Origin of the sequence: Streptomyces sp. NPDC006476, from assembly GCF_040612015.1 — a bacterium.
In the GTDB taxonomy this organism is placed as follows: Bacteria; Actinomycetota; Actinomycetes; order Streptomycetales; family Streptomycetaceae; genus Streptomyces; species Streptomyces griseorubiginosus_B.
Genome location: NZ_JBEXPK010000024.1, coordinates 21,435 through 47,538 on the forward strand (window position 1 = coordinate 21,435; position 26,104 = coordinate 47,538).

26 protein-coding genes and 1 pseudogene are annotated in these 26,104 nt (G+C 69.3%); 12 read left to right on the top strand and 15 right to left on the bottom strand.

The genetic code is table 11. The features are described 5' to 3' along the window. Window positions 1-23 precede the first annotated feature (23 nt). The 4 genes from ABZZ74_RS26225 to ABZZ74_RS26240 all read left to right on the top strand — a co-directional run bounded on the left by ABZZ74_RS26225 (window position 24) and on the right by ABZZ74_RS26240 (window position 4,251). Window positions 24-1,397: an extracellular solute-binding protein gene (locus ABZZ74_RS26225; protein WP_356768882.1), complete on the top strand. Its 1,374-nt coding sequence runs from the start codon at window positions 24-26 to the stop codon at window positions 1,395-1,397. Then, window positions 1,394-2,344, top strand: a complete 951-nt coding sequence (locus ABZZ74_RS26230) for a sugar ABC transporter permease (RefSeq protein ID WP_356768884.1) — start codon at window positions 1,394-1,396, stop codon at window positions 2,342-2,344. Before ABZZ74_RS26225 ends, ABZZ74_RS26230 begins: the two co-directional genes overlap by 4 nt. Before the next feature lie 5 nt (window positions 2,345-2,349). Continuing rightward, complete coding sequence (locus ABZZ74_RS26235) at window positions 2,350-3,189, top strand: carbohydrate ABC transporter permease (protein WP_356768886.1); 840 nt, start codon at window positions 2,350-2,352, stop codon at window positions 3,187-3,189. A gap of 321 nt (window positions 3,190-3,510) precedes the next feature. Continuing rightward, window positions 3,511-4,251: a helix-turn-helix transcriptional regulator gene (locus tag ABZZ74_RS26240; RefSeq protein ID WP_356768888.1), complete on the top strand. Its 741-nt coding sequence runs from the start codon at window positions 3,511-3,513 to the stop codon at window positions 4,249-4,251. 25 nt (window positions 4,252-4,276) lie between these two features. On the opposite strand, the gene ABZZ74_RS26245 is transcribed toward ABZZ74_RS26240, so the two are convergent. Next, window positions 4,277-5,302 carry an ATP-dependent 6-phosphofructokinase gene (locus ABZZ74_RS26245; RefSeq protein WP_133044724.1) on the bottom strand — a complete coding sequence of 342 codons (1,026 nt, stop codon included), beginning with the start codon at window positions 5,300-5,302 and terminating at the stop codon, window positions 4,277-4,279. Window positions 5,303-5,543: 241 nt separating this feature from the next. On the opposite strand from ABZZ74_RS26245, the gene pta reads away from it, so the two are divergent. The 3 genes from pta (at window position 5,544) to pyk (ending at window position 10,360) form a co-directional block, all read left to right on the top strand. Next, the gene (gene pta, locus ABZZ74_RS26250) at window positions 5,544-7,634 is read left to right on the top strand and encodes a phosphate acetyltransferase (RefSeq protein ID WP_356768890.1); all 2,091 of its coding nucleotides are present in this window, start codon (window positions 5,544-5,546) and stop codon (window positions 7,632-7,634) included. Further along, window positions 7,631-8,848, top strand: coding sequence for an acetate kinase (locus ABZZ74_RS26255; RefSeq protein ID WP_356768892.1), 1,218 nt, complete (start codon window positions 7,631-7,633; stop codon window positions 8,846-8,848). The genes pta and ABZZ74_RS26255 overlap by 4 nt, the downstream gene beginning before the upstream one ends. Before the next feature lie 84 nt (window positions 8,849-8,932). Beyond that, window positions 8,933-10,360 (top strand): pyruvate kinase, encoded by a 1,428-nt coding sequence (pyk, locus tag ABZZ74_RS26260; protein WP_356768894.1) that lies wholly within the window; start codon window positions 8,933-8,935, stop codon window positions 10,358-10,360. 98 nt (window positions 10,361-10,458) lie between these two features. Here the strand turns inward: pyk and ABZZ74_RS26265 are convergent, their stop codons facing one another. The 4 genes from ABZZ74_RS26265 to ABZZ74_RS26280 all read right to left on the bottom strand — a co-directional run bounded on the left by ABZZ74_RS26265 (window position 10,459) and on the right by ABZZ74_RS26280 (window position 14,720). Continuing rightward, the gene (locus ABZZ74_RS26265; RefSeq protein WP_356768896.1) at window positions 10,459-11,802 is read right to left on the bottom strand and encodes a hypothetical protein; all 1,344 of its coding nucleotides are present in this window, start codon (window positions 11,800-11,802) and stop codon (window positions 10,459-10,461) included. Beyond that, a complete protein-coding gene (locus tag ABZZ74_RS26270) occupies window positions 11,792-12,352 on the bottom strand; it encodes a DUF6114 domain-containing protein (RefSeq protein WP_356768898.1) in 561 nt (186 codons plus the stop codon). Before ABZZ74_RS26270 ends, ABZZ74_RS26265 begins: the two co-directional genes overlap by 11 nt. Window positions 12,353-12,484: 132 nt before the next feature. Continuing rightward, a complete protein-coding gene (locus ABZZ74_RS26275) occupies window positions 12,485-13,117 on the bottom strand; it encodes a DUF6230 family protein (protein WP_208782162.1) in 633 nt (210 codons plus the stop codon). Between the two features lie 622 nt (window positions 13,118-13,739). Then, window positions 13,740-14,720 (bottom strand): tetratricopeptide repeat protein, encoded by a 981-nt coding sequence (locus ABZZ74_RS26280; RefSeq protein ID WP_356768900.1) that lies wholly within the window; start codon window positions 14,718-14,720, stop codon window positions 13,740-13,742. A gap of 208 nt (window positions 14,721-14,928) precedes the next feature. Between ABZZ74_RS26280 and ABZZ74_RS26285 the strand changes: the two genes are divergently transcribed. Then, window positions 14,929-15,606, top strand: coding sequence for a TetR/AcrR family transcriptional regulator (locus tag ABZZ74_RS26285; RefSeq protein ID WP_356768902.1), 678 nt, complete (start codon window positions 14,929-14,931; stop codon window positions 15,604-15,606). Here the strand turns inward: ABZZ74_RS26285 and ABZZ74_RS26290 are convergent. From ABZZ74_RS26290 to ABZZ74_RS26335, 10 genes and pseudogenes are all read right to left on the bottom strand, one after another. Next, window positions 15,558-16,532 (bottom strand): hypothetical protein, encoded by a 975-nt coding sequence (locus ABZZ74_RS26290; RefSeq protein WP_356768904.1) that lies wholly within the window; start codon window positions 16,530-16,532, stop codon window positions 15,558-15,560. The genes ABZZ74_RS26285 and ABZZ74_RS26290 overlap by 49 nt on opposite strands. A gap of 175 nt (window positions 16,533-16,707) precedes the next feature. Next, a complete protein-coding gene (locus ABZZ74_RS26295) occupies window positions 16,708-18,408 on the bottom strand; it encodes a methylmalonyl-CoA mutase family protein (protein ID WP_356768906.1) in 1,701 nt (566 codons plus the stop codon). A gap of 138 nt (window positions 18,409-18,546) precedes the next feature. Then, the gene (locus tag ABZZ74_RS26300; protein ID WP_133044713.1) at window positions 18,547-18,885 is read right to left on the bottom strand and encodes a DUF3817 domain-containing protein; all 339 of its coding nucleotides are present in this window, start codon (window positions 18,883-18,885) and stop codon (window positions 18,547-18,549) included. 43 nt (window positions 18,886-18,928) lie between these two features. Next, window positions 18,929-19,438, bottom strand: coding sequence for a MarR family transcriptional regulator (locus tag ABZZ74_RS26305; protein ID WP_356768908.1), 510 nt, complete (start codon window positions 19,436-19,438; stop codon window positions 18,929-18,931). Between the two features lie 10 nt (window positions 19,439-19,448). Further along, window positions 19,449-20,069, bottom strand: a pseudogene (locus tag ABZZ74_RS26310) (MFS transporter); the annotation flags it as partial. A gap of 319 nt (window positions 20,070-20,388) precedes the next feature. Next, a complete protein-coding gene (locus ABZZ74_RS26315) occupies window positions 20,389-21,018 on the bottom strand; it encodes a TetR/AcrR family transcriptional regulator (RefSeq protein ID WP_356768910.1) in 630 nt (209 codons plus the stop codon). Further along, a complete protein-coding gene (locus tag ABZZ74_RS26320) occupies window positions 21,015-21,695 on the bottom strand; it encodes a DUF4166 domain-containing protein (RefSeq protein ID WP_356768912.1) in 681 nt (226 codons plus the stop codon). The genes ABZZ74_RS26315 and ABZZ74_RS26320 overlap by 4 nt, the downstream gene beginning before the upstream one ends. Beyond that, window positions 21,692-22,453, bottom strand: a complete 762-nt coding sequence (locus tag ABZZ74_RS26325) for a hypothetical protein (protein WP_356768914.1) — start codon at window positions 22,451-22,453, stop codon at window positions 21,692-21,694. The genes ABZZ74_RS26320 and ABZZ74_RS26325 overlap by 4 nt, the downstream gene beginning before the upstream one ends. Window positions 22,454-22,592: 139 nt before the next feature. After that, window positions 22,593-22,886, bottom strand: coding sequence for an MTH1187 family thiamine-binding protein (locus tag ABZZ74_RS26330; protein ID WP_133044706.1), 294 nt, complete (start codon window positions 22,884-22,886; stop codon window positions 22,593-22,595). Next, window positions 22,883-23,227 carry a DUF3817 domain-containing protein gene (locus tag ABZZ74_RS26335; protein WP_208778016.1) on the bottom strand — a complete coding sequence of 115 codons (345 nt, stop codon included), beginning with the start codon at window positions 23,225-23,227 and terminating at the stop codon, window positions 22,883-22,885. Before ABZZ74_RS26335 ends, ABZZ74_RS26330 begins: the two co-directional genes overlap by 4 nt. A 193-nt stretch (window positions 23,228-23,420) precedes the next feature. Here ABZZ74_RS26335 and ABZZ74_RS26340 point away from each other — a divergent pair, with 193 nt between their 5' ends. From ABZZ74_RS26340 to ABZZ74_RS26355, 4 genes are all read left to right on the top strand, one after another. Further along, window positions 23,421-24,053: an AIM24 family protein gene (locus ABZZ74_RS26340; protein WP_356769078.1), complete on the top strand. Its 633-nt coding sequence runs from the start codon at window positions 23,421-23,423 to the stop codon at window positions 24,051-24,053. 1 nt (window position 24,054) lies between these two features. Further along, entirely contained in the window at window positions 24,055-24,705 is a 651-nt protein-coding gene (locus tag ABZZ74_RS26345) for an AIM24 family protein (protein WP_356769080.1), read from the top strand. 2 nt (window positions 24,706-24,707) lie between these two features. Further along, on the top strand, window positions 24,708-25,505 hold the full coding sequence (locus tag ABZZ74_RS26350) for an AIM24 family protein (RefSeq protein WP_133044762.1): 798 nt from the start codon (window positions 24,708-24,710) through the stop codon (window positions 25,503-25,505). Between the two features lie 92 nt (window positions 25,506-25,597). Then, on the top strand, window positions 25,598-26,074 hold the full coding sequence (locus tag ABZZ74_RS26355) for a MarR family transcriptional regulator (RefSeq protein ID WP_133044704.1): 477 nt from the start codon (window positions 25,598-25,600) through the stop codon (window positions 26,072-26,074). Window positions 26,075-26,104 lie beyond the last annotated feature (30 nt).

The following is a 26,104-nucleotide window of genomic DNA, read 5'->3' on the forward strand; positions in this document are numbered from 1 at the left end:
ACGACGTAGGCCCGCAGGAGGTCATGCCCGTGCGCCCCACCGCCGCCATCACCGCCCTCCTCTCCACCGCTCTCGCCGCAGGCGCCCTCACCGGCTGCGGCAGCGGTTCCGGCAGCAGTCCGGACACCGTGAAGATCTCCTTCAAGCAGTCCACGGACAACTCGATCCGCGTGATGGACGACTATCTCGCGGACATCAAACGGCAGTTCGAGAAGCGCTACCCCGGCAAGAAGGTCCAGCTCGTCCCCATCAAGGCCCCGGACTCGGAGTACTACACCAAGCTCCAGCAGATGCTCCGCTCCCCCAAGACCGCCCCGGACCTGGTCTACGAGGACACCTTCCTCATCAACTCCGACATCACCAGCGGGTACTTGAAGCCCCTGGACGCCTACCTGGCCAAGTGGCCCGACTGGAACCAGTTCATCGACACCGCGAAGGCCGCGGCGAAGGCCGAGGACGGGAAGACGTACGGCGTCCCGGACGGCACCGACACCCGGGGGCTCTGGTTCGACAAGGGCATCTTCAAGCGGGCGGGGCTTCCCGCCGACTGGCAGCCGAAGAACTGGGAGGACGTCCTCGCCGCGGCTCGCACCGTCAAGAAGAAGGTCCCGGGAGTCACGCCGATCAACCTCTACACCGGCAAGCCCGCCGGTGAGGCCGCCACGATGCAGACCTTCGAGATGCTGCTCTACGGCACGAGCGACGGGACGTCGGACCCGCTGTACGACAAGGCGTCCAAGAAGTGGATCGCCGGGAGCCAGGGCTTCAGGGACGCGCTGCGGTTCGTCGAGACCGTCTACAAGGAGAAGCTCGGCCCGGACGTCTCCGACGCCCTCGACCCCAACATCCAGACCATCGTCGCCGGGGATCTGCTGCCGAAGGGCAAGCTGGGCATCGCCCTCGACGGCTCCTGGCTCCCCCAGGCCTGGCTGAAGGGCAGCGGGCACGAATGGCCGCAGTGGTCGAGCGAGCTGGGCCTCGCGTACATGCCCACCCAGCACGGTCAGGCCCCCGGCAAGGTGAGCATGTCCGGCGGCTGGACCTGGGCGATCCCCGCAAAGGCGGGCAACCCCGACCTGGCCTTCGACTTCGTCAGGACGATGCAGACCAAGGCCAACGCCGAGAAGTGGTACATCGCCAACTCCGGCATCTCCGTACGCAAGGACGTCGCGAGCGACTCGTCGTACGCGAGCGCCCAGCCCGGCATCAAGTTCTTCACGGATCTCGTCGCGAGTACGCACTACCGGCCCGCCTACCCGGCGTACCCGAAGGTGTCCACCGCCATCCAGGAGGCGATGGAGGGCGTCACGACGGGTGATCTCTCCGTCGACAAGGCGGCGAGCGGCTACGACGACGCCCTGAAGGACGCCACCGACAACCAGGTCGTCAAGAAGTGACCGCCGCGACCCCACCCGCGCACGCACCGAGCCCGAGGGCGGCCGAGTCGCCCTCGCGCCCGGCGGCCTCCCCGCCGCCCCGCCGGCAGACGCGCCGTGCCCTCGCCCGCTTCCTCCCCCTGTCCCCCGCCGTCGTCCTCCTGCTGCTCTTCCTGGCCGGACCCATCGCCTACTGCGCCTACATCGCCTTCACCGACCTCCAGCTCACCGGGCAGGCCCACTCCTCCTTCGTCGGTCTCGCCAACTTCCGCGAGGCCTTCAGGGACGAGGAGTTCCTCAACGCCGTATGGCTGACCCTCGTGTTCACGGTGATCTCGTCCCTGCTGGGGCAGAACACCCTGGGGCTCGCTCTCGCCGCCCTGATGCAGCGGGCGTCCAAGCCCGTGCGCACCCTCACCGGCGGTGTCGTGATCACGGCGTGGGTGCTGCCGGAGGTCGTCGCCGGCTTCCTGCTGTACGCCTTCTTCCGCCGCGAGGGCACCCTGAACGCCATCCTGGACCTGCTCCATCTCCCCTCCCAGAACTGGCTGTTCACCCTGCCGATCCTCGCGGTGTCCTTCGCCAACGTCTGGCGCGGCACGGCCTTCTCGATGCTGGTCTACTCGGCCGCGCTGAACGAGATCCCGAAGGAGGTCACCGAGGCGGCCGAGGTCGACGGGGCGGGCGGCTGGCGCCGGATGTGGCACATCACCCTGCCGATGATCCGCCGCTCCATCGGCACCAACCTGATGCTCAACACCCTGCAGACCCTGTCGGTCTTCGGACTGATCTGGGTGATGACGAGGGGTGGTCCCGGGAACAAGAGCCAGACTCTTCCCCTGTTCATGTACGAACAGGCCTTCCAGAACAGCATGATCGGCTACGGCACCGCGGTGGCCCTGCTGCTCCTGCTGGTCGGCTCGCTGTTCTCGCTGGTCTATCTGCGCCTGCTGCGGACGGAGGTCTGACCCCCATGGCCCTCACTCTCGCCGACCGCCGCCGCAGCCGCCGACTGGCCGCCGACGCGGGCCTGTTGGCGGTCGCCGCCGCCTTCGCGCTGCCCCTGGTCTGGGTGCTGCTCTCCTCCGTGGACCCGCACGCGGACCTCAGGGTGAAGGCGCCCGACGGCGTCACCTGGTCCAACTTCGACGCGATCCTGAAGCAGGACATCACCTTCACCCCGCTGCTCAACAGCCTGATCCTGTGCGGCGGGGCGACCCTGCTGACGGTGGTGTGCGCGGCCCTGGCGGCCTATCCGCTCTCCCGCTTCCGCTCCCGTCTCAACCGGCCCTTCCTGCTCACCATCCTGTTCGCGACGAGTCTGCCCATCACGGCGATCATGGTCCCGGTCTACGCGCTGTTCGTCCAGGTGAACCTGATCGACACCATGCAGGGGACCATCCTCTTCTTCGCCGCCTCCCAACTCCCCTTCGCCATCTGGCTGATGAAGAACTTCATGGACGGGGTGCCGAAGGAGCTGGAGGAGGCCGCGTGGACGGACGGGGCCTCCTCGATGCAGTCCCTGGTCCGGATCGTGCTCCCCCTCATGGGCCCGGGAGTGGCGGTCGTCACCGTCTTCTCCTTCGTCGTCATGTGGGGCAACTTCTTCGTCCCGTTCATGCTGCTGCTCACCCCGGACCAGATGCCGGCGAGCGTGAGCATCAACGAGTTCTTCGGCAACCGCGGGATGGTGGCGTACGGGCAGCTGGCGGCGTTCTCGATCGTCTACTCGACGCCGGTGATCCTGCTGTACGTGCTGATCGCCCGGCGACTGGGAGGAGGCTTCGCCCTGGGCGGCGCGGTCAAGGGGTGAGCCGCCGGCCCGGGCGGAGCGGAACGGCGGGATTGAGCCGCGGGTTCGGCTCGGCCGCCCGGTGGGGCTTGGTACCGGCGCTGACGCACGTTCCTTCGACCTCCGTCCACAGGCGCGAGGTCCGGGGAGCGTCGTCAGGGCCGATCCCGGTCAGGTGTCAGCGGGCGGTGACGGGGGAGGTTCGGGCATATGCCCCTCTACCTTGCCACCCGGCATGCTCCACCGACCCCGGAACGCCGCACAGCCGTACCTTCCTACAATCCGTATTCCTGGCCGAACAGACCGTAGTCAGTGCACTCCCGCACCCCTACGTTGTGGCGCGTGCACCCACCGTCACCCCACCCGAACCGCCCGAACCACTCCACCCGGCCCCTTCAACCCGCCCCGCCCTTCAACGCCATCGCCGCCCGCCGGCTGCGCACGGCCCTCGACATGGGCCCCGAGCACGTCGCCTATGGAATGCGCGTCTCCTACGGACTGCCCTACGTGACCGCGGACCTGGTGACCTCCTGGGAGCGCGGGACCCTGTCCCCGACGAACACCGAACTCTCCGCCCTCGCCGGCGTGTTGTGGTGCTCCTCCGGTGAACTGATCGGAAAGCCGCGGACTTTGCGCGAGCACCGCATCGCCCGTGGCCTGGCGCCCGAGAACGTGGCCCGTTTCGTCGGGCTCGAACTGCCCGCCTACCTCCACATGGAGGAGCACGACACCTGGCGCGGCAACCACCGCCAGTCCACCGCCCTCGCCGAGCTGCTCGACCTGTCGCTGCCGGACTACATCACCGTCACGGGTCGGGAGACGAAGCTGGCCGAGATGCTGCGCAGCGCGGTGACCACGCGCTGGCAGGCGTACGTCCGGCCGGTCGCCAAGGCGGTACCGCTGGACCGGCGACTGCTGGAGGACTCCCTCCAGCAGCTCCACCAGGACTACCAGGGGCAGATGGTCGCCTCGCTGAGCTGGGGCGACGGCGGCGCGGCGAACACGGCCGGCGACGCGGGGCGGGACTTCCTGGACCGGATCGTCGACCACTTCTGGGCCGCGGTCCAGGACAACACCGCATGACCGCCGAAGGGTCTGGCAGGGGGGCCTAGAAGACCGACTCCGCCTCGTCCATCCGGTCCTTGGGCACCGTCTTCAGCTCCGTCACCGCCTGGGCCAGCGGCACCATCACGATGTCGGTGCCCCTGAGTGCCGTCATCTTCCCGAACTCGCCCCGGTGGGCCGCCTCCATGGCGTGCCAGCCGAAGCGGGTGGCGAGCACCCGGTCGTAGGCGGTGGGGACGCCGCCGCGCTGGACGTGACCGAGGATGACCGGCTTGGCCTCCTTGCCGAGGCGCCGCTCGAGCTCGTACGCCAGAGCGGTGCCGATGCCCTGGAAGCGCTCGTGGCCGTACTTGTCGATCTCGCCGTGGCCGTAGTCCATGGTGCCCTCGGCGGGGTGGGCGCCCTCGGCGACACAGACCACCGCGAACTTCTTGCCGCGGGCGAAGCGCTCCTCGACCATCTTGACCAGGTCGGCCGGGTCGAAGGGGCGCTCGGGCAGGCAGATGCCGTGGGCGCCGGCCGCCATGCCGGACTCCAGGGCGATCCAGCCCGCGTGCCGGCCCATGACCTCGACCACCATCACGCGCTGGTGGGACTCGGCGGTGGTCTTCAGCCGGTCCATCGCCTCGGTGGCGACACCGACCGCGGTGTCGAAGCCGAAGGTGCGGTCCGTGGAGGAGATGTCGTTGTCGATGGTCTTCGGGACGCCCACCACCGGCAGACCGGCGTCCGACAGCATCCGCGCCGCCGTCAGCGTGCCCTCGCCGCCGATCGGGATCAGCGCGTCGATGCCGAACTCGTGGATCATGTCGGAGGCGTTCTCGCAGGCCTCGCGCAACCGGTCGCGCTCCAGCCGGGAGGAGCCGAGGATGGTGCCGCCACGGGCCAGGATGCCGCTGACCGACTCGAGGTCGAGGGTGCGGTAGCGGCCGTCCAGCAGGCCCGAGTAACCGTCCTCGAAGCCGATCACCTCGTCGCCGTAGTGGTCCACCGCCCGGTGCACGACCGAGCGGATCACGGCGTTCAGGCCGGGGCAGTCGCCGCCTGCGGTGAGAACTCCGATGCGCATCGTGCTGTGTCTCCTGCTTCGGTCTCGGTACCGGTGAGCAGATCCGATTGTTTCATGCTCCACGCCCAAGTCCGTTGTGTCCCTTATCACCCGGATGGCCGGGTCGCCGTGTGCGGCCGGCCCCCCGCCCTGACGGGCGCCTTATCCAGCGCCGAGGGTATTGTCAAGGGGGTTCCGCTCGCCCCTACGGGCGATGTCTGTACCGGCGCCAGACGAACGCCAGACGAAACGGAGAGCACGCGTGACGCGCAGCGTGTACGTGACCGGTATCGACCGCGGCGACGGCCGCCAGGTCGTCGAGCTGGGGGTCATGGAGCTGCTGACCCGGCAGGTCGACCGGGTGGGGGTGTTCCGGCCCCTGGTCCACCACAGTCCCGACCGTCTCTTCGAGCTGCTGCGCGCCCGTTACCGGCTCTCCCAGGACCCGGCCACGGTCTACGGCATGGACTACCACGAGGCCTCCGCCCTGCAGGCCGAGCGCGGGACCGACGAGCTGGTGTCCACGCTCGTGGACCGCTTCCACGTCGTCGCCCGGGACTACGACGTCGTCCTGGTCCTCGGCACCGACTTCGCCGACACCCAGCTGCCGGACGAGCTGTCCCTCAACGCCCGGCTCGCCAACGAGTTCGGCGCCTCGGTGATCCCGGTGGTGGGCGGCCGCAAGCAGCCCGCCGAGGCCGTACTCGCCGAGACCCGCAATGCCTACCGCGCCTATGAGGGGCTCGGCTGCGACGTGCTGGCGATGGTGACCAACCGGGTCGCTCCCGAGGACCGGGACGAGATGACCCGGCAGCTCGGCTCCCGGCTGCCGGTGCCCTGTTACGTCGTGCCGGACGAGCCCGCGCTCTCCGCGCCCACGGTCTGGCAGATCAGCCAGGCCCTCGGCGCCCGGGTGCTGCTCGGCGACGACTCGGGGCTGGCGCGGGACGCCCTCGACTTCGTCTTCGGCGGGGCGATGCTGCCCAAGCTGTTGGGCGCCCTGACCCCGGGCTGTCTGGTGGTGACCCCGGGCGACCGCGCGGACCTGGTCGTCGGCTCGCTCGCCGCGCACAGCGCGGGCACCCCGCCGATAGCCGGCCTGCTGCTCACCCTGGGCGAGGTGCCGAGCGACGACGTCCTCACCCTGGCCGCCCGTCTGGCGCCCGGCACGCCGGTGCTCTCGGTGCCCGGCATGAGCTTCCCCACCGCCGAGCAACTCTTCTCCCTGGAAGGGAAGTTGAGCGCGGCCACCCCGCGCAAGGCGGAGACCGCGCTCGGCCTCTTCGAGCGGTACGTCGACACCGCCGACCTCATCCGGCGGGTCTCCGCCCCGAGCAACGACCGCCTCACCCCGATGATGTTCGAGCACAAGCTGCTGGAGCAGGCCCGCTCCGACAAGCGCCGGGTCGTGCTGCCGGAGGGCACCGAGGAGCGCGTCCTGCACGCCGCCGAGGTGCTGCTGCGCCGGGGCGTGTGCGACCTGACCCTGCTCGGACCGGTCGACCTGATCCGCAAGAAGGCCGCCGACCTCGGCATCGACCTGGGCGAGACCCAGTTGATCGACCCGGCCACCAGCGAGCTGCGCGACTCCTTCGCCGAGAAGTACGCCGCCTTCCGCGCCCACCGGGGCGTCACGGTGGAGCTGGCGTACGACGTGGTGAGCGACGTGAACTACTTCGGCACGCTGATGGTCCAGGAGGGCCTGGCGGACGGCATGGTCTCGGGCTCGGTCCACTCCACGGCCGCGACCATCCGTCCCGCCTTCGAGATCATCAAGACGAAGCCGGACGCCGACATCGTCTCCTCGGTCTTCTTCATGTGCCTCGCCGACAAGGTCCTCGTCTACGGCGACTGCGCGGTGAACCCCGACCCGGACGCCGAGGAGCTCGCCGACATCGCCATCCAGTCGGCCGCGACGGCCGAGCAGTTCGGCGTGGAGCCGCGGATCGCGATGCTGTCGTACTCGACGGGCACGTCCGGTTCGGGCGCCGACGTCGACAAGGTGCGCGAGGCGACCGAGCTGGTGCGCGCCGGGCGCCCCGACCTCAAGATCGAGGGGCCGATCCAGTACGACGCCGCCGTGGAGCCCACCGTCGCGGCGACCAAGCTGCCGGAGTCGGACGTGGCCGGGCAGGCGACGGTGCTGATCTTCCCGGACCTCAACACGGGCAACAACACCTACAAGGCCGTGCAGCGCTCGGCCGGCGCGATCGCGGTCGGCCCGGTGCTGCAGGGCCTCAACAAGCCGGTCAACGACCTGTCCCGGGGCGCCCTGGTCTCGGACATCGTCAACACCGTGGCCATCACCGCCATCCAGGCACAGAACTCCGCAGAGAAGGCACCCCTGAAGTGAGCGCGACCCGCGTCCTCGTCCTCAACTCCGGCTCCTCGTCGGTGAAGTACCAGCTGCTCGACATGCGGGACAGCAGCCGGCTGGCCGCGGGGCTCGTCGAGCGGATCGGTGAGGAGACCTCAAGGATTCGGCACACGCCGCTCGCGAGCGGCGGCGGGACCCGCGAGTCGGTCGGCCCGGTCGCCGACCACGAGGCCGCCCTGAAGGCCGTCGCGGAGGAGCTCTCCAGGGACGGACTCGGCCTGGACTCACCCGAGTTGGCCGTGATCGGGCACCGGGTGGTGCACGGCGGCAAGACCTTCACCGAGCCAACCGTGATCGACGACACCGTGCTCGCCGAGATCGAGCGGCTGATCCCGGTCGCCCCGCTGCACAACCCGGCCAACCTCACCGGCATCCGCACCGCCCGGGCCCTGCGCCCCGATCTGCCGCAGGTCGCCGTCTTCGACACCGCCTTCCACACCACGATGCCGGAGTCGGCCGCCCGCTACGCGATCGACGTGGCCACGGCCGACGAGCACCGCATCCGGCGCTACGGCTTCCACGGCACCTCGCACGCCTATGTCTCCCGGGCCACGGCGAGGCTGCTCGGCAAGGCGCCCGAGGACGTCAACGTCATCGTGCTGCACCTCGGCAACGGCGCCTCCGCGTCCGCGGTGCGCGGCGGCAAGTGCGTGGACACCTCCATGGGGCTGACGCCTTTGGAGGGGCTGGTGATGGGTACGCGCTCCGGGGACATCGACCCGGCCGTCATCTTCCATTTGGCGCGTGTTGGCGGAATGTCCATCGATGAAATCGACACTCTTCTCAACAAGAAGAGCGGGCTGATCGGCCTCTGCGGCGACAACGACATGCGGGAGATACGACGCCGGATCGACGCGGGCGACGAGGAGGCGAAGCTCGCCTTCGACATCTACATTCACCGCCTGAAGAAGTACATCGGCGCCTATTACGCGGTACTCGGCCGCGTGGACGCGATCGCCTTCACAGCGGGAGTCGGGGAGAACGCGAGTGAGGTGCGGGAGGCTGCCGTCGCGGGCCTGGAGACCCTGGGCCTGGCGGTGGACGGCGCGCTGAACGCCGTACGGGGCGACGAGCCGCGGCTGGTCTCGCCCGCGGACGCACGGGTGAAGGTCGCCGTGGTGCCCACCGACGAAGAACTGGAAATCGCTACGCAGGCCTACGCGCTCGTAAAGAAAGTGACCGAGCAGTAACCGGCAAATGAGCACCGCTCCGCCCATATGAATCTTCCGCCAGACGGAATATTCCGCGGCGAAACAAACCGATAGGATCGCCCCATGCGCCGTTCGAAAATCGTCTGTACTCTCGGCCCCGCGGTCGACTCCCACGAAATGCTGGTCTCGATGATCGAGGCCGGAATGAACGTGGCCCGGTTCAACTTCAGCCACGGCACCCACGCCGAGCACCAGGGGCGGTACGACCGCGTCCGTGCCGCGGCCAAGGAGACCGGGCGCCCCATCGGCGTCCTCGCCGACCTGCAGGGCCCGAAGATCCGTCTGGAGACCTTCGCCGAGGGTCCGGTGGAGCTGGAGCGCGGTGACGAGTTCGTCATCACCACCGAGGACGTCCCGGGCGACAAGACCATCTGCGGTACGACGTACAAGGGCCTGCCCGGTGACGTCGACCGCGGCGACCAGATCCTGATCAACGACGGCAACGTCGAGCTGAAGGTCCTGGACGTCGAGGGCCCCCGGGTGCGGACGATCGTCATCGAGGGCGGTGTCGTCTCCGACCACAAGGGCATCAACCTGCCCGGCGCCGCCGTGAACGTGCCGGCGCTGAGCGAGAAGGACGTCGAGGACCTCCGCTTCGCGCTGCGCATGGGCTGCGACATGGTCGCCCTGTCCTTCGTCCGCGACGCCAAGGACGTGGCCGACGTCCACCGGGTGATGGACGAGGAGGGCCGCCGGGTCCCCGTCATCGCCAAGGTGGAGAAGCCGCAGGCGGTGGAGAACATGGAGGGCGTCGTGATGGCGTTCGACGCCGTCATGGTCGCGCGCGGTGACCTGGCCGTCGAGTACCCGCTCGAGAAGGTCCCCATGGTGCAGAAGCGGCTCATCGAGCTGTGCCGCCGCAACGCCAAGCCGGTGATCGTGGCGACCCAGATGATGGAGTCGATGATCACCAACTCCCGCCCCACCCGCGCCGAGGCCTCCGACGTGGCCAACGCGATCCTCGACGGCGCGGACGCGGTCATGCTGTCGGCGGAGTCCTCCGTGGGCGCCTACCCGGTCGAGACCGTGAAGACGATGTCGAAGATCGTCGCCGCGGCCGAGCAGGAGCTGCTCAGCAAGGGCCTGCAACCGCTGGTGCCGGGCAAGAAGCCGCGCACGCAGGGTGGTTCGGTCGCCCGTGCGGCCTGCGAGATCGCCGACTTCCTCGGCGGCCGCGGCCTGGTGGCCTTCACCCAGTCCGGCGACACCGCCCGCCGGCTGTCCCGCTATCGCGCGCAGCAGCCCATCATCGCCTTCACCACCGACGAGAACACCCGCAACCAGCTGACCCTCAGCTGGGGCGTGGAGTCGCACGTGGTGCCGTTCGTCAACACCACCGACGAGATGGTCGACATGGTCGACGCGGAGATCGCCAAGATCAACCGCTTCAACCCGGGCGAGATCGTCATCATCACCGCGGGTTCGCCCCCCGGCGTCCCCGGCACCACCAACATGCTCCGCGTGCACCACATCGGCGGCACGAACAACTGACACCGCCGTGAAGGCGGTTGTACGGCGCTGAGGGCGCCCCCTGGATCAGGGGGCGCCCTCAGTTCGTGCGCGGCTCCCGAACGGGCCTGTGGCGGCGCTCAGCCGGTTCCGTCGGTCGTGTACACATGCATCCCGGGCACGTGCAGGGTGCCGCCGAACTGGCCGGCCTGGACGACCTTGACGTTGGTGAAGTAGATCAGCGGGATGTTCAGCGGCGGCGGGTTGTCGGGGCTGAACGTGATCGGGATCAGACCGAACAGGTTCCCGGAGATGGACTGCGTGTACATCGTGGTGTCGCCGTTGCGGATCGTGGACGTCGTGCCCTTGCCGGCCTGCACGTGGTAGGTCTTGTTCTGGCTCGTGTCCTTGACCGTCTGGTGCAGGTCACCGATGTCCGTGCCGCCGGAGATGACGTACTTCAGCACCTTCTTGACGGTGCCTCCGGCCGTCTTCACCTCGACGATGCCCTTGTAGTCGGCGCCCTTGAGCGTCAGCGAGCTGGCGTTGAGGTACCAGGGGTCGTTCGCCACCGGCACCTTGTTGTCGACACCGCTGGTGGCGTCGGTGGCGGCGTCGCAGTTCGCCGCGTCCGCGCTCGAACTCGCGCTCGGCGAGGGGCTGGCGGAGGACGTGGCCGCCTCGGCCGCCTTCTCGGCCGCCGTGGTGGCGCTGTCCGCCGCCTTGGACGCCGCATCGGTCGCGCCCTTCACGGTGTCGTCGACCGTGTCGGTGACCTTCTTGGTGGTGTCCTTGACGGTGTCCGAGACGCCGGCGCCCGAGGACGAGTCCTTGGTGTCACTCGCCGAGGACGACGCGGAGGGGGACGGCGTCGGGCTCGCGCTCGACGTCGAACTGCCGCTGCCACCCGTGAAGATGCTGCCGAGCGTGTCGCCGATGGTGTCCAGCAGGCCGCCACCGCTGCTGCTGCTCGTCGACGCCGAGGGGGTGGGCGTCGTCGCGGTGTCGCCGGAGGAGGACTTGCTCTGCGACGCGGACGGGGTCGGCGTGGCCTTGTCGTCGGAACCTGAATCCGACGAAGAGGTCTTGCCGGAGTCCGCGGTCGACGAGTCCTTCGACGTGCCCGCCGAGGACGAGGCGGACGGCGAGGGCGTCGGCTTGTCGGCGGAGTCGCTCGAACTCGCCGAGGCGGAGGGCGACGGCGAGGCCGAGGAGCCGTCCAGGGCCGCGACACAGTCCTTGTAGTCGTCGGCCTTCTGGCTGTTCGTCGTCGCGGTGGAGCCACCGCTGTCGGCGAGGGCCAGCGAGGACGTGAACCCCATTCCCACGATGACCGCCGTCGGCATCGCCGCCATGGCTATCGCCTTGCCGGCGGGCATGTGGAACCTGGTGAACAGCGGCTTCCTGGGGGCCGCGTGGCGCGGCCCGGTTCTCACACGGGACTCGTCCACATCAGTCCCGTGGGTCACCTCGTCAGCCGGCACTGTGCCTCCCGTTCGCCCCGTTGGCCGGGCTCGTTCCTGACAGATCGTTCGGCTCACCGACCACGGGCTTGAGGATCGTGGTGTCGGAGTCCAGGGCCTGCGGGGCGTCGCCCGCTCCCGTGGTGTCCTCCTGCACCGGCTGCTCCTCCGGCGCAACGCCCGGCGCCCACGACACCGCCATGGCCCCGCCGACCAGCGCGAGCAGGAAGCCCATCAGGAAGCCGCCGAGGTTGGACACCGGGATGGAGACCAGGCCCAGCAGGATCGCCGCGACGCCCGCGAAGACCCGTACGTGCTTCTGGAACCAGAGGCTGAATCCCAGCACGACGAGCAGCACGCCGATGATCAGGGAGCCGGCCCCGCCCGTGGTGGCCATCGCCAACGTCAGATGACCGACCTGGAGATGCGCGTACGGGAAGTACATGATCGGCAAACCGGCGAGCAGGACGAAGAGCCCCGCCCAGAACGGCCGCGTGCCCCGCCAGGCGCGGAACTGCGCCCTCCGGCGACTGAACTGGCCGGCGGGTACGGCAGGAGTCTCGGCGCTCATGGAAAACAGCTCCCTGGTGCGGCTTTGCTGTGGTGATGGTGCTGTGGTGATGAGTTGTGCTGCTTGTGAAGAAGTCGGTGGAAGGTGGACGGGCGGGGGCGCCGTGAGGCTCCCCCGCCCGTCAACGAGTGCTCAGTAGCACTCGTGGGTGCCCGTCTGGACCGACATCTTCAGCCCGCTGAGCTTGAAGGTTCCGGCGGTGGTCGCCCACGCCGTCTGCTTCACACCGCTCAGCGAGGCGTGATCGGCCTGCTGCGCGAACCCGTACGGGTTCGCGGTGTCACCGCTCTTGATGCCGGGACCCTTGCTGGCGTCCTTGGCGGCCACACCGATGTCGATGTTCGTGAACGTCGCGTCGGCGCTCAGGTCGTCGAGGTCGATGTAGAGCTTGCTCGCCTCGACCGGCTTGTCGCCGCCGCCCGCCTTCAGGATCAGGCTGACGTTGCCGATGATCGGGATGTTCGGGGTGACGACCGACTGGCACAGACCCTTGATGGTCGCGGAGTTGAACGCCGAGACCGCGACCGGGTGGGCCGTCTTCTGGCCGTCGAGGGTGTACCCCGAGTCGACGGCGCCGTACTGTGCGAACCCGTCACCTTCGAGCTGGTCGGCCGTGACCTTGAACTGCTGGCCGGACACGCTGAAGGACGCGGCGAGAGCGCCCTGCGCGAGGGCGACACCTATCGCGGCCGTTGCGGCGACGCTGGGCACCATGACCACAGCGAACCGCTTCCATCTGGTCCCGCCACGCACCTGGGACTCCATATTTCCTCCTTCTCGGACGTACATCTCCTGGTCGGCGGCCCCCAGTCGGCGGCTCTTCCGGGCAGGGATGGGAGAAGTGCTACGTCCTCGGGAAGGGGAGCGCCCGTACTCGGAGGCGCGAACCGCGCACCGATCACCGGCGATCACCCCCGAGCGACAACCACTGGTCGCGCCTGACACGCATCACGCACAACCTTGCTGGACAGGCTTCGCCGAGTGGACGAAGACCCCCCTGTCCAAGAGCCGGCGCACCCTGGCGCCGTCTCTGCTCGGTGGGGACCCAGGAACTCCCGCGACCCGACCGGCTGTCGGGGTACGGGAAGGGACCGAGCGTCGCCGATCGTGGTGCATTCTCGCCGCCCGCACAAGGGGCTTCGTTACTGGGTAGTAACGGCCGGATAACCGAAGCACGACCCAGAGGTCTCGGGTGGCGACGGAGGGTGCAGCAGTGGGCGGGGACAAAGCTATTGATCGTTGGACAGAATCCGACAGATCAACGCCCGTAACTTACTCGTAGTAACAGCGGCCGCGATTACCAAGATTTGGTAAAGCGCGGCCGCACTGACATTCCGTCGGCAAATCTTTCACTCCGGCATCACATGCCGTGGCGTTTAGCGACTGGTCAGAACAGCGCCCGCGCGAGCGCCCTCCGGGCCGTCGCCACACGCGGATCATCCGCCCCTACGACCTCGAAGAGCTCCAGCAGTCGCAGACGTACCGTGTCCCGGTCGTCACCCGCCGTGCGCCGGACGGTCTCGATGAGCCGCCCGAAGGCGTCCTCCACATGACCGCCGACCAGATCCAGGTCCGCCGCGGCGATCTGCGCCTGGACGTCGGCCGGCTTCTCGGCCGCGTCCTTGCGCGCCTGTTGCGGGTCCAGTCCCTGCACCCGCTGGAGCAACTCGGCCTGCGCGAGCCCGAGTTTGGCCTCCGGGTTGCCGGGGTCGTCGCTCAGCACGTTCTTGTAGGCCTGGACGGCACCGCCCAAGTCCCCCGAGTCCAGGGCGCGTACGGCGGACTCGAGCAGGGCGTCGTACGGCCCGGCCGGCACCGCCTGCGCGCCCGCCGGGGCGCCGCCCGGCTCGGCGTCGGGGTCGACCGTCAGGCCCGTGAGGCCGAAGCGCTCCTCGGCGACCTGCACCAGTTGGTCCAGGGTCTGCCGGATCTGTGCCTCGCCCGCGGCCCCCTGGAAGAGCGGCAGTGCCTGGCCGGCGACGACCGCGAACACCGCCGGGATCCCCTGGATGCCGAACTGCTGCATCAGCATCTGGTTGGCGTCGACGTCGATCTTGGCGAGCAGGAAGCGCCCGTCGTATTCGACCGCCAGCCGCTCCAGGACGGGGCTCAACTGTTTGCAGGGTTCGCACCACTCGGCCCAGAAGTCGATGACGACGGGCACCTCGGTGGACCGCTGCAGGACGTCGCGCTCGAAGGAGGCCTCGTCGACGTCGATCACCAGATCGGCCGGAGAGACGGCTCCGGTGCCGCCGCCCTGCCGGGCGGCCTCGGCGCGCGCCTGCTCCGCCTTGGCCTTGGCCTCCTGGGCCGCCTTCACCGCGGCGAGGTCGACGACTCCGCTCATGGACATGTTCCGTGGCTGCATGCGTCTATCCTCCCCCGTCCGCGCGTGTGAATGAAAAGCGCCGTGAAAGCCGGTCGAACTCGCGTGTGGTCGGCGCCGGGTCCCCACCCTGCGCCACGCCCGTGGTTTCGCTACGAGTCGTAGCGTAATGGCACCGGGTGCCTCATGGGTACCACCCCCCGGTGATCTCCCTCACGGCATCACAAGAACCGCCGGTTATGGTCGAGGGATGCGAAGCCGCACCCCCGTCCCCCGTGCCTCGGGACGCCCGCGCAGCGCCGAGGCGGACGCCGCGATCCTCGCGGCCACCCGGGAGGCGCTGGTGGAGCTGGGCTGGTCCAAGCTCACCCTGGGAGACGTCGCGACCCGGGCCGGGGTCGCGAAGACCACCCTCTACCGCCGCTGGGCGGGCAAGAACGAACTGGTCGTCGACGCGGTGGCCGAGCTCTTCGACGAACTGCGCCTGCCCGACCGCGGCAGCCTCGCCGCCGACATCGAGGGCGTGGTCCTGCAGCTCGCGGCGATCCTGGATCGCCCCGAGGCCAAGAGCGGCCTGATGGCGGCGATCGCGGAGTCCACCCGAGACGACGCCCTGCGCGAGCGCATCCGGGACTCCATCGTCGACCGGCAGAAACGCCTGGTCCTGGAGGGCCGCGCCCGCGCCCAGCGACGCGGCGAACTGGCCCCGGAGGCGGATCCGGCGGAGTCGGCCCGCACGGTCGACCTGATCTTCGACGTGGTGGCGGGCGCGGTGGTCCACCGCACCCTGGTCAGCGGCCGCCCGGCGGACGAGGAGTGGGTGCGCGCCTTCACGGCCCTGCTGCTGGGCGGCCTCGGAGCGGACGCCGAGGGCCGGCCTCAGGACGACGGGCCGGCCGGCGGGGCTCCGCTCACCGCGTCGTCGTAGAGGGCCCGGACCTTGTCGCCGAAGTAGGCGCTGTAGGAGATCTCGGGGGTGTTGCCGCCGGTGTGGTAGCCGCCGATGATGCCGACCACCGCCCAGCCGCCCGACCACGGCACCAGCATCGGCCCGCCACTGGTGCCGTCCACGAACGCCTTGCAGGCGATGCGCAGATAGCTGCCCGGGTCGGCGGGGTCGTCGCTGTCCCAGCGGGTGGTCCAGCTCCAGCACTCCAGCGGCTTCTCGGCTCCCCCCGGGTAACCGATCATCCGCACCGGGGCGTGCCGGTATCCGGTCCCGGTCAGCAGCCGCACCGCGCCGCCGGTCGCGTCCTCCAGGGACAGGCCGTTCTGGTTGGGTTCGGTGGCGGCGAAACCGACGTCGTACTCGGCGCCCGCGTCCTCGCCCAGGTCGTAGTACTGCTGGGGGACGTAGACGCCGTTGGCGCGCACCGGGAAGACACCGAACGGCTTGAGTCCGTCGTGGTACTGCGGCACGAAGGCGAGGTTGCGGCGCGGGGAGCTGCCCGAGTAGCTGCGCAGACAGTGGCCCGCGCTGAGCACCAGGTCGTGGCCGGGGCTGTGCACCACCGATCCGCTGCAGGTGCGCCCGGTGCCGGTGGGGTCGGTCCAGAAGAAGGTGCCGGCCTGGGGCATCCCGTCGAAGCTGCGGCTGGGCGGGACGTACTCGCCGGGCCGGGGGCCGTCGACCTTGGCGGAGACGGTCTGCGCGTCGTCGTCGGCGGTGTCGCTGGGCAGCGCGGCCACCAGCCGGTCCGCCGTCCAGTAGGCGTCGAGCCGCTCGGCCACCGGGTTCGGCGTGGGCGGCCCCGCGTGGGCGGAGGCGAGCGGCGCGAACCACGCGCACGGCAGCAGGGCCGCCGCGATCGCGAGGGCGCCCTTGACGGCCCTCGGTCTGAACAGCCTACGCACCGTCAGGTCCCCTAGCGGTCGGCACAGTCGACGGTGCCGATGGTATGCGTGGGATTGACGGTGGAGAAGAAGGCGAATCGATTCACCCCGCCGGGCGCCGGCATCCGGCGGGGTATGGGGGTGTGTTTCGTCGGATACACGGATACATCGGATAGAGATGGGTGCCGCCGTGGCCTCAGAACCCGGCGGGTTCCGTGTACACGCCCCACTCCTCCCGCAGTACCCCGCAGATCTCGCCCAGCGTCGCCTCGGCGCGTACGGCGTCCAGCATCGGCTCGATCATGTTGGCGTCCGAACGGGCCGCGGTGAGCATGCCGTCGAGCGCGGACCGTACGGCGGTCTCGTCGCGCGCCGTCCTCCGCTCGCGCAGCACGCGGACCTGCTCCCGCTCCACCTCGTGGCTGACCCGCAGGATCTCCAGGTCACCGGTCACCGATCCGGTGTGGACGTTGACGCCCACGACCCGCTTCTCCCCCTTCTCCAGGGCCTGTTGGTAGCGGAACGCGGACTCGGCGATCTCGCCGGTGAACCAGCCGTCCTCGATCCCGCGCAGAATGCCGGAGGTGACTGGCCCGATGGGGTGCCGTCCGTCGGGGTGGGCCTTCAGACCCCGCTCCTTGATCCGCTCGAACACCTTCTCGGCGTCGGCCTCGATCCGGTCGGTCAGCTGCTCGACGTACCACGAACCCCCCAGCGGATCGGCCACGTTGGCCACCCCGGTCTCCTCCATCAGCACCTGCTGGGTCCTGAGTGCGATCTCCGCGGCCTGCTCGCTGGGCAGCGCGAGGGTCTCATCGAGGGCGTTGGTGTGCAGCGAGTTGGTGCCGCCGAGCACCGCGGCGAGCGCCTCGACGGCCGTACGGACCACGTTGTTGTACGGCTGCTGCGCGGTGAGCGAGACACCGGCGGTCTGCGTGTGGAAGCGCAACCACTGGGCCTTCTCGGACCGGGCCCCGTACACGTCCCGCATCCACCGTGCCCAGATCCTGCGCGCCGCACGGAACTTGGCGATCTCCTCGAAGAAATCGACGTGCGCGTCGAAGAAGAAGGACAGCCCGGGCGCGAAGACATCCACGTCCAGTCCGCGGCTGAGCCCCAGCTCCACGTATCCGAAGCCGTCGGCGAGGGTGTAGGCGAGCTCCTGCGCGGCCGTCGCGCCCGCCTCGCGGATGTGGTAGCCGGAAACGGACAGCGGCTTGTAGTCCGGGATGCCGGCCGCGCAGTACTCCATCAGGTCGCCGATCAGCCGCAGATGGGGCTCGGGCTGGAAGAGCCACTCCTTCTGGGCGATGTACTCCTTGAAGATGTCGGTCTGGAGCGTGCCGTTGAGCACCGCCGGATCGACGCCCTGCCGCTCGGCGGCGACGAGGTACATGCAGAAGACCGGGACGGCCGGCCCGCTGATGGTCATGGAGGTCGTCACGTCCCCGAGCGGGATGCCGTCGAACAGCACCTCCATGTCAGCGGCGGAGTCGATGGCGACCCCGCAGTGTCCCACCTCGCCCAGCGACCGGGGGTCGTCGGAGTCGCGGCCCATGAGGGTCGGCATGTCGAAGGCGACGGACAGGCCCCCGCCTCCGTGGCCGAGGATCATCTTGTAGCGCTCGTTGGTCTGCTCGGCGTTCCCGAACCCGGCGAACTGCCGGATGGTCCACGTCCGGCCCCGGTACCCGGTCGAGTACAGCCCGCGCGTGAAGGGGTACTCCCCCGGCCACCCGATCCGCTCGAACCCCTCGTACACGTCCCCGGGCCGGGGCCCGTACACCGGCTCCACGGGATCCCCGGAGAGCGTGCTGAAATCGGCGTCCCGCTTCCGCGCGGCGTCGTACCGGGCCTGCCACCGTCGGCGGCCCTCTTCGATCGCGTCAGCGTCCATACCATCGAAGTTACTAGGACGTCCTAGTAAATGTCGACGGGAGACCGCCGTACGTGTGTCGTACGGCGGTGAGAGCGGTGAGAGCGGTGAGAGCGGTGTGAGCTGTGAGAGCTGTGAGGGCCGTGGGAGGGGGGTAGGTCAGACCTTGGCGACCGCGGGGGTGCCGTCGGTGACCTTTGCCTCCAGCTCGTGGGTGACCTTGCGCTCGACGAAGAAGGCGGCCGTGGGGACCGTCCCCGCGAGCAGCACCCACAGCTGCTTGCCGACCGGCCACTTCGCCTTGGAACCCAGGTCGAAGGCGAAGACCAGGTAGACGACGTAGAGCCAGCCATGGGCGATGCCGATGACGGTGGTGAACTTGTCGGCGCCGTCCACGTGAAGCCCGTACTTGGCGATCACGCCCAGGGTCAGCAGGACCAGCAGCACACCGGTGACATAGGCCATGACGCGGTAGCGGGTCAGCACGCTCTTCTTCATGACGTCGAGCGTAACCGCCCGTTCCGGGAGATCTTGGGCCGGGTCAGTCCTCGTCGAAATCGTTCGCCGCCACCCGCAGTGGGCGGAGCATCGCGAAGATCTCGGCGCACTCCTCCGCGTCGTAGACACCGAGGCCGAAGTCCATGGCCATCAGGTCTCGGGTGGCGGCCTCGACGACCTCGCGGCCCTTGTCGGTGATGGAGGCGAGGGTGCCACGGCCGTCGTTCGGGTTGGGGCGCTTGGCGACCAGGCCGGACCTGACCAGACGGTCGACGGTGTTCGTCACCGACGTGGGGTGCACCTGGAGCCGTTCACCGATCTTCGACATGGTCAGCTCGCCCTCCTTGGAGAAGGTGAGCAGCACCAGCGCCTCGTACCGCGCGAAGGTCAGTCCGTACGGCTTGACCACCGCGTCCACCTCGGCGAGCAGGATCTGGTGCGCGCGCATGATCGAGGTGATGGCCGCCATCGACGGCACGTTGCCCCAGCGCTGCTTCCACAGTTCGTCGGCGCGGGCGATGGGATCGAAGGGGAGACTGAGCGACTTCGGCACGCCACTGACCTTACCGGCCGGTCACATGGTGGTCAGCCCCGTCTCGCCTTTCGGTCTTGCGGGCTTCCACCGCCAGGACGACACATGCGAGCGTGCCGAGGACGCCGGCGCCGGCGACCGTTGCGGCCACCCCTGCGAATTCCGCCGCAACCCCCGCCAGGGCCATGCCCAGCCCTTGGACGGTCATCAGTCCGGCCGTGAGCAGCGTCATCGCCCGGCCGCGCAGGTCCTCGGGCACGGCGCGTACGAACCACTGGTCCAGGCCCAGTGTGTACGCCGATCCCGCACCGGAGACCAGGAGCAGGAGGAGGGAGACGGCGAGGCCCGGGTGGAGGGCGTAGCCGAGGTACGGGAGGAGGGTCAGGGTGACCAGGGGCAGGGCTGCGCGTTCCCTCGTCGCGGGGCGCAGCCGCGAGCCGGCGTAGAGCTCGCCGGCGATCGTGCCGATCGGGAGCGCGCACATGAGGAGGCCGATTCCTACCGAGCCGGCGGAGATGTCGTGGGCGTAGGGGGCCGCGAGGGCCTCCGGGGTGACCGCGAACATCGGGGGGAGCCAGAAGAGCAGGAGCAGGGCACGGGTGCGGCGGTCGGTGAGGACCTGGCGGGCGCCCTTCAGCGAATCGCTCACCAAGGGGGCACGGGCTCCGGCTGCGACTCCGGCTTTGCAGCGGGGCTGAGGCTCGATGCCTGCGGCGCCTGTGCGGGTTCGGTGGGGGCGGGCGTAGCGCCTTCGGTTTGGTGGTGGGTCGGGGCCGGGGCGGGGGGTGTCCGTCCTCGGTCGGGCGGGGCTGGTGGTCATGCGGTGCTGTTTCTTGACGCCCGACACTGCGGGCGGACACCCCCACCCCGTCCCCTTCGCACGTACGGCGACTGCAACCCCCTCAGGGGCGCGGGGAACTGCGCGAGCGGCCACGACGGGCCCGCAGTCGCCCTACGGCCTCGCGCGGCCCCTAGGCCCGTCGGCGTAGGTGGAGGCGGACCGCGCGTTGGGCGACGGGGCCCAGGTCCTCCAGCGCTGCGATGAGCGCGCCCAGTTGTTCCAGGGCGTCCAGGGCCGCGTGTGCGCCGGTTTCGTCCACTCCCTCGTACAGCTCGATGCCCACGAAGGACGCCGCCACGGCGCGGGCGAGGCCGCGCGGGTCGGCGAACTCGCCGAACGGCGTCTGTGCCAGGACCCGGGTCAGGACCTTCTCTATTTCGTCGATCCAGAGGTGCAGGCCGGCCGCCGTGGCGGGGCCGAGGGTGGTGTGGGTCTGGGCGCCGGCGAGGAGTTGGCCGAGGAGGGCCACGTGGCCGTGGGCGCGCTCCTCCTCGTGCATCTGCCGTCCGACGGTGAGGAGTTCGGAGAGGGAGCCGACCTCGGACAGGCGTGTGCGGTAGCGGGCCACTGTCTGTTCGGCGCCGTATCGGCATGCCTGGGCCAGGAGTTCGTCGACCGAGCCGAAGTGGTAGAAGACCAGGGCCTGGTTGACGCCCGCCTCGGTCGCGATGGTGCGGGCGGAGGTCTTGGCGATGCCCTGGTCGGTCAGGACGCGGAGGGCGCCTTCCAGGAGTTTGGTCTTCGTGGTCTCGGGGCTCACGCGCGGGACTCCTCGCGGACCGGGCGCAGACCGGGGCGGACACCGCAGGTGCGGATGTCCGTGTATGTCGCCCGGAAGGAGCCCTCGTAGCCGAAGAGGGGGCCGAAGTAGCGGTTGACCACGCGGACTTGGATGCGGAAGCGGTTTTCTGCTTCGTCGTACGACTCTCGGACCTCCGCGGTGGCGCCGATCAGTTCGGGCACCCGTAGGTCTATGGCGCCCTCGCGGAAGCGGTGTTCTCCGGAGCGGATGAGGAGGGAGCCGTCGGGCTCGGCGTGGAAGTGGAGTTCGCTGGCCAGGTGCTGGTGGGTGCCGAGGTAGTCGAGGATGCGGTCGCCCTTGGGACTGAGCACCATCTGGGCGTCGAAGCGGCGGGGGCGGCCCGGCAGGTCGAAGGTGCGCACGAAGGTCACCGTCTCACGGCCGAAGGTGTCCGCGTACGGGACGTTCTCGATGGTGAAAGGGACGTTGCGACCAGGGGTCGGGATCAGGATGTTGCGGGTGGCGCCGAGGGCGAGGAAGGGGCGGACGAAGGCTCCGCCGTGCCAGACGCGGTCCATCACTCCCCTGCCCGTACAGGCCTCGCCGCTGGTCAGGCCGACGGAGAAACGGCGCTGGAGCTGGGGGTGCAGGCGGTCGAAGTCGGTGCCCATCACGGTGCGGAAGATCGAGGTCATCGCGGGTTCTCCAGGGTGCGCAGGACGCGGGGCGCCCGGCTGCGGGTGGGCGGGGTGCGCAGGCAGCGGCGGGCGGCCGGGGTGCAGGGCAGGGGCGCTTTGAAGAGGGCCACGCAGACCGCGACGGTGAGGAGGAGCGGGCACAGGTAGGCCAGTGACGCCGTGAAGGGGCCGAGGAGGGGGAAGGAGGCGGCGGGGGCGAGGGCCGTGCAGGCGATGGTGATCACCAGGGTGCGGATCAGTAGTTCCGCGAGCCAGTTGGCCAGGGCTCGCTCCGGGGTGATGCCTCGCTCCAGCCAGAGCCGTAGCCGGTCGAAGGACCAGGCCGTCGCCCAGCCCATCAGAGGGCGGAAGAGGAGGCGGTCGGCGGTGGCGCCCAGGCGGCCCCAGCGCGGGCGGTAGTCGTAGCCCGTGAGGAAGCGGACGCCGTCGCCGTCGGGGACGTAGCGCCAGTAGCCGCTGCCCTCGGCGAGGAGGGAGAGGGGGTGCGGCGAGGAGAAGCGGAGGGCGGAGGTGCGGGTGCCGTCCGGGCGTTCGCGCTCGCCGGCCGAGACCCCGGTTCCGGCGACTGTGAGGAACGGCCCTATGCGCGTGGCGTACCGGAAGCGCTGCGGCTCGCCCTCTTCGCGGGGGAGGTAGGTGATCTCGGTGAAGCGGAGGTCCCAGCGCTGGTGCTGGGCGGGGTCCTGTGTGCGGGTCCAGAGGTCGTCCAGGTCGGCGCGGATGCGTGCCTCTATGTAGAGGCCGGTTTGGCCCATGTGAATCCCCCAGGTCAGCAAGGAGTTTGAGCGAGTGCTCAAGCTGCTTGGGGGTGAATGTAGCGGGTTTTGAGCGATCGCTCAAAGGGGGGTAAGAGAAAACCCCGGCGCGGGCGGCCGGGGTTTGGGGTGGTGTGTCTCAGCGGGAGAGGTGTCGTTCCACCGTTTCGACTTTGGACGTGAGGCCGTCCGTCACGCCGGGGCGGATGTCCGCCTTGAGGACCAGGGAGACGCGCGGTGCCCTCTCTTCAACGGCTGCGACCGCGCGTTTGACGACGTCCATGACCTCGTCCCACTCGCCCTCGATCGAGGTGAACATCGCGTCGGTGCGGTTGGGGAGGCCGGATTCGCGGACGATCCGGACGGCGTCGGCGACGTACTCCCCCACGTCCTCGCCGACGCCCAGCGGTGTCACGGAGAAGGCGACGATCATGCGTTCACGATCCCCTCGTTGCGGGCGCGGGAGGCGATCACCGCATCCTCGGCGGCCCGCTTCAGCTTGCGCTCGGCGAAGAAGCCGCCGGTCGGCAGGACCGAGAGGACGAAGTAGAGGGCGCCGGTCTTCAGCGGCCACTTGGTGCGGTTCCAGGCGTCGGCCCAGAAGACCACGTACAGGATGAACAGGACGCCGTGGACCATGCCCATGACCGGCACCGCGTTGAAGTCCGTGGTCCGCTTCAGCACCGAGCAGACCAGCAGGAGCAGGAAGGACACGGCCTCGGGGGCCGAGACGAGCCGCAGGCGGCGGATGGCGGTGGCGGTCTTGAGGTCCACGGGTCACCTTCGGTGGGAGACAGGTCGCTCTTTGTGAACAGAAGCACAAGCGTTCGCCCATTGTGACAAACGGTCGGACGGACGTGGGTCGGGGGGTCGGCCGCGGGTCCCCCTAGGGGTGGCATCAGGGACGCTCTCCACCCGTGGGATCTGTTCCGTCCACCCGCCGTGCGGCTACCTTCGCAGCGTGGCGATGTTTCGACTTCAGGGCAGCAAGGTGCTCGCCGTCGACATGACCGGGGACGCCGTGAAGGCGAAGAACGGCTCGATGGTCGCGTACGACGGGCAGATGGCCTTCAAGAAGCTGAGTGGTGGAGGTGAGGGCCTGCGGGGCATGGTGACGCGGCGGCTCACCGGTGAGCAGATGACGGTGATGGAGGTGCGCGGACAGGGGACCTGCTGGTTCGCCGACCGGGCGTCCGAGATCAACCTCGTGCAGCTCCAGGGGGACAAGCTGTTCGTGGAGTCGAGCAATCTGCTGGCGACCGACGCCGGGCTGAGGACGGGGACCACCTTCACGGGGCTGCGGGGCGCCTCGCAGGGCAACGGGCTGTTCACGACGACCGTCGAGGGGCACGGACAGGCGGCGATCATGTCGGACGGGCCGGCCGTGGTGCTGCGGGTGAGTGCGCAGTACCCGCTGATCGTCGATCCGGGGGCCTACATCGCCCATCAGGGGAATCTGCGGCAGTCGTTCCAGTCCGGTGTGACGTTCCGCACCTTTTTCGGGGAGGGCGGCGGCGAGGCCTTCCAGATCCGGTTCGAGGGTGACGGGCTGGTGTACGTGCAGCCGAGTGAGCGGAACACGATCGCGGGGGATGTGTGACGTGGCCTTCCGTGAGATCAACTCCAAGATGATCGAGGCCACGGTGGTGCCGGGGCAGCGGCTGTTCAGTCAGCGCGGCGCGATGCTCGCCTACAAGGGCGAGGTGTCCTTCACGCCCAACATCCAGGGCGGGCAGGGCGGGGTCATGTCGATGATCGGACGGCGGATCGCCAATGAGGCGACACCCCTGATGAGCGTCGAGGGCAGCGGCACCGTGATGTTCGGGCACGGCGGCCACCATGTGCAGGTCATCAACCTCACCGGGGACACGCTGTACGTGGAGGCGGACCGGCTGCTGGCCTTCGAGGGCACGCTGCGCCAGGGCACGATGTTCATGGGCTCGCAGGGCGGGGTCATGGGCATGGTGCGGGGCCAGGTCACCGGGCAGGGGCTGTTCACGACCACCCTGCAGGGCGTCGGCTCGGTCGCGGTGATGGCCCACGGCGGTGTCTTCGAGGTGCCGATCACCCCGGGGCGTGCCGTGCATGTCGACCCGCAGGCCTACGTCGCCCACCACGGCGACGTCCGCAACAAGCTGTCGACCGCCCTGGGCTGGCGCGACATGGTGGGCCGGGGCTCCGGCGAGGCCTTCCAGCTGGAGCTCAGCGGCAACGGCGTGGTCTACGTCCAGGCCTCGGAGGAGAAGCTGTGAGCATGTACGGGGCTCCGGGCGGCGGCCCGACGGTCTACGACCCGATGACACTGCCGGTCGACGACAACGTCAACAAGTACACCTTCTGCGTGGAGCTCAAGGGGAGCCAGTGGTTCCTGCAGAAGGGGAAGATGATCGCCTACTACGGGCAGATGGAGTTCAACGGCGTCGGGCACGGCCGGCTCGACCGACTTGTCCGTACCTCCTTCCATTCGCCTCTGCACGCGAGCGACTGGGTCGTGGCGGAGGGCTCGGGCAAGATGCTGCTCGCCGACCGGGCCTTCGACGTCAATTCCTACGACCTGGACGACGGCAACCTGACCATTCGCTCGGGCAACCTCCTCGCTTTTCAGCCAAGTCTCGCGCTCAAGCAGTCGATCGTCCCGGGCTTTCTCACGCTCATCGGAACCGGAAAGTTCGTGGCGGCATCTAACGGTCCGGTGGTGTTCATGGAACCCCCGATCCGGGTGGACCCTCAGGCGCTCGTCGGGTGGGCCGACTGCCCGTCGCCGTGCCATCACTACGACCACGGCTACATGACGGGCGTCATGGGCGGTCTACGTGCGATGACGGGCCTCGGCGGGGCCTCCGGGGAGGAGCACCAGTTCGAGTTCGTCGGGGCGGGCACGGTCCTGCTCCAGTCGTCCGAGACCCTGATGGCCGAGCAGGCCACGGGAGCGGTTCCGCACGAGCCGGGAGTACCCGGTGGCGGCGGGGGCTTCACAGGCCCCTCACAGCAGGCGGGCGCACCGCGCCTTCCCGGACAGCTGGGTGACCTCCAGCGTCGCTTCGGGCTGTGAGCGGTAGTCTGCGGAGTGTGACGTCGAACGCGTGCACGGCGCCACACAACCCTCACTAGTTCGCCTTTCAACATTTTAGGTAGACTTCATTCATGGAGACCGAGACGGCCACGCGCTGGCTGACCGATGCGGAGCAGTGCGCCTGGCGCACCCACCTGGAGGTCAACAGGCTGTTGACGTACCAGCTCGAGAGGGACCTTCAGCCGTTCGGGCTGACGATGAACGACTACGAGATCCTGGTGAACCTCTCCGAGTCGGAGGACGTACGGATGCGGATGAGCGACCTTGCGTCCGCCACCCTCCAGTCCAAGAGCCGCCTCTCCCACCAGATCACCCGTATGGAGAACGCGAACCTGGTCCGGCGCGAGAACTGCGAGTCCGACCGGCGCGGCCTCTACGCGGTGCTGACCGAGCACGGCATGGAGACGATGCAGAAGGTCGCGCCCCATCATGTGGCGTCCGTGCGGCGGCACTTCATCGACCTGCTGTCCCCCGAGGCCCTGTCGGAACTCGACAAGGCCCTGAAGCCCATCGCGGAACACCTGCGCGGGCAGCGGGGGCGCCCCTGACCGACGGGACGCGCGGCAGGCGGAACCCGG

Excerpts from the sequence above, each read along its gene's own strand:
- ABZZ74_RS26225 (WP_356768882.1), top strand. The coding sequence starts at position 24 with ATGCCCGTGCGCCCCACCGCCGCCATCACCGCCCTCCTCTCCACCGCT.
- ABZZ74_RS26235 (WP_356768886.1), top strand. The coding sequence starts at position 2,350 with ATGGCCCTCACTCTCGCCGACCGCCGCCGCAGCCGCCGACTGGCCGCC.
- ABZZ74_RS26245 (WP_133044724.1), bottom strand. The coding sequence starts at position 5,302 with ATGCGCATCGGAGTTCTCACCGCAGGCGGCGACTGCCCCGGCCTGAAC.
- pyk (WP_356768894.1), top strand. The coding sequence starts at position 8,933 with ATGCGCCGTTCGAAAATCGTCTGTACTCTCGGCCCCGCGGTCGACTCC.
- ABZZ74_RS26270 (WP_356768898.1), bottom strand. The coding sequence starts at position 12,352 with ATGAGCGCCGAGACTCCTGCCGTACCCGCCGGCCAGTTCAGTCGCCGG.
- ABZZ74_RS26275 (WP_208782162.1), bottom strand. The coding sequence starts at position 13,117 with ATGGAGTCCCAGGTGCGTGGCGGGACCAGATGGAAGCGGTTCGCTGTG.
- ABZZ74_RS26280 (WP_356768900.1), bottom strand. The coding sequence starts at position 14,720 with ATGCAGCCACGGAACATGTCCATGAGCGGAGTCGTCGACCTCGCCGCG.
- ABZZ74_RS26285 (WP_356768902.1), top strand. The coding sequence starts at position 14,929 with ATGCGAAGCCGCACCCCCGTCCCCCGTGCCTCGGGACGCCCGCGCAGC.
- ABZZ74_RS26295 (WP_356768906.1), bottom strand. The coding sequence starts at position 18,408 with ATGGACGCTGACGCGATCGAAGAGGGCCGCCGACGGTGGCAGGCCCGG.
- ABZZ74_RS26300 (WP_133044713.1), bottom strand. The coding sequence starts at position 18,885 with ATGAAGAAGAGCGTGCTGACCCGCTACCGCGTCATGGCCTATGTCACC.
- ABZZ74_RS26320 (WP_356768912.1), bottom strand. The coding sequence starts at position 21,695 with ATGACCTCGATCTTCCGCACCGTGATGGGCACCGACTTCGACCGCCTG.
- ABZZ74_RS26325 (WP_356768914.1), bottom strand. The coding sequence starts at position 22,453 with ATGGGCCAAACCGGCCTCTACATAGAGGCACGCATCCGCGCCGACCTG.
- ABZZ74_RS26330 (WP_133044706.1), bottom strand. The coding sequence starts at position 22,886 with ATGATCGTCGCCTTCTCCGTGACACCGCTGGGCGTCGGCGAGGACGTG.
- ABZZ74_RS26340 (WP_356769078.1), top strand. The coding sequence starts at position 23,421 with ATGTTTCGACTTCAGGGCAGCAAGGTGCTCGCCGTCGACATGACCGGG.
- ABZZ74_RS26350 (WP_133044762.1), top strand. The coding sequence starts at position 24,708 with ATGTACGGGGCTCCGGGCGGCGGCCCGACGGTCTACGACCCGATGACA.
- ABZZ74_RS26355 (WP_133044704.1), top strand. The coding sequence starts at position 25,598 with ATGGAGACCGAGACGGCCACGCGCTGGCTGACCGATGCGGAGCAGTGC.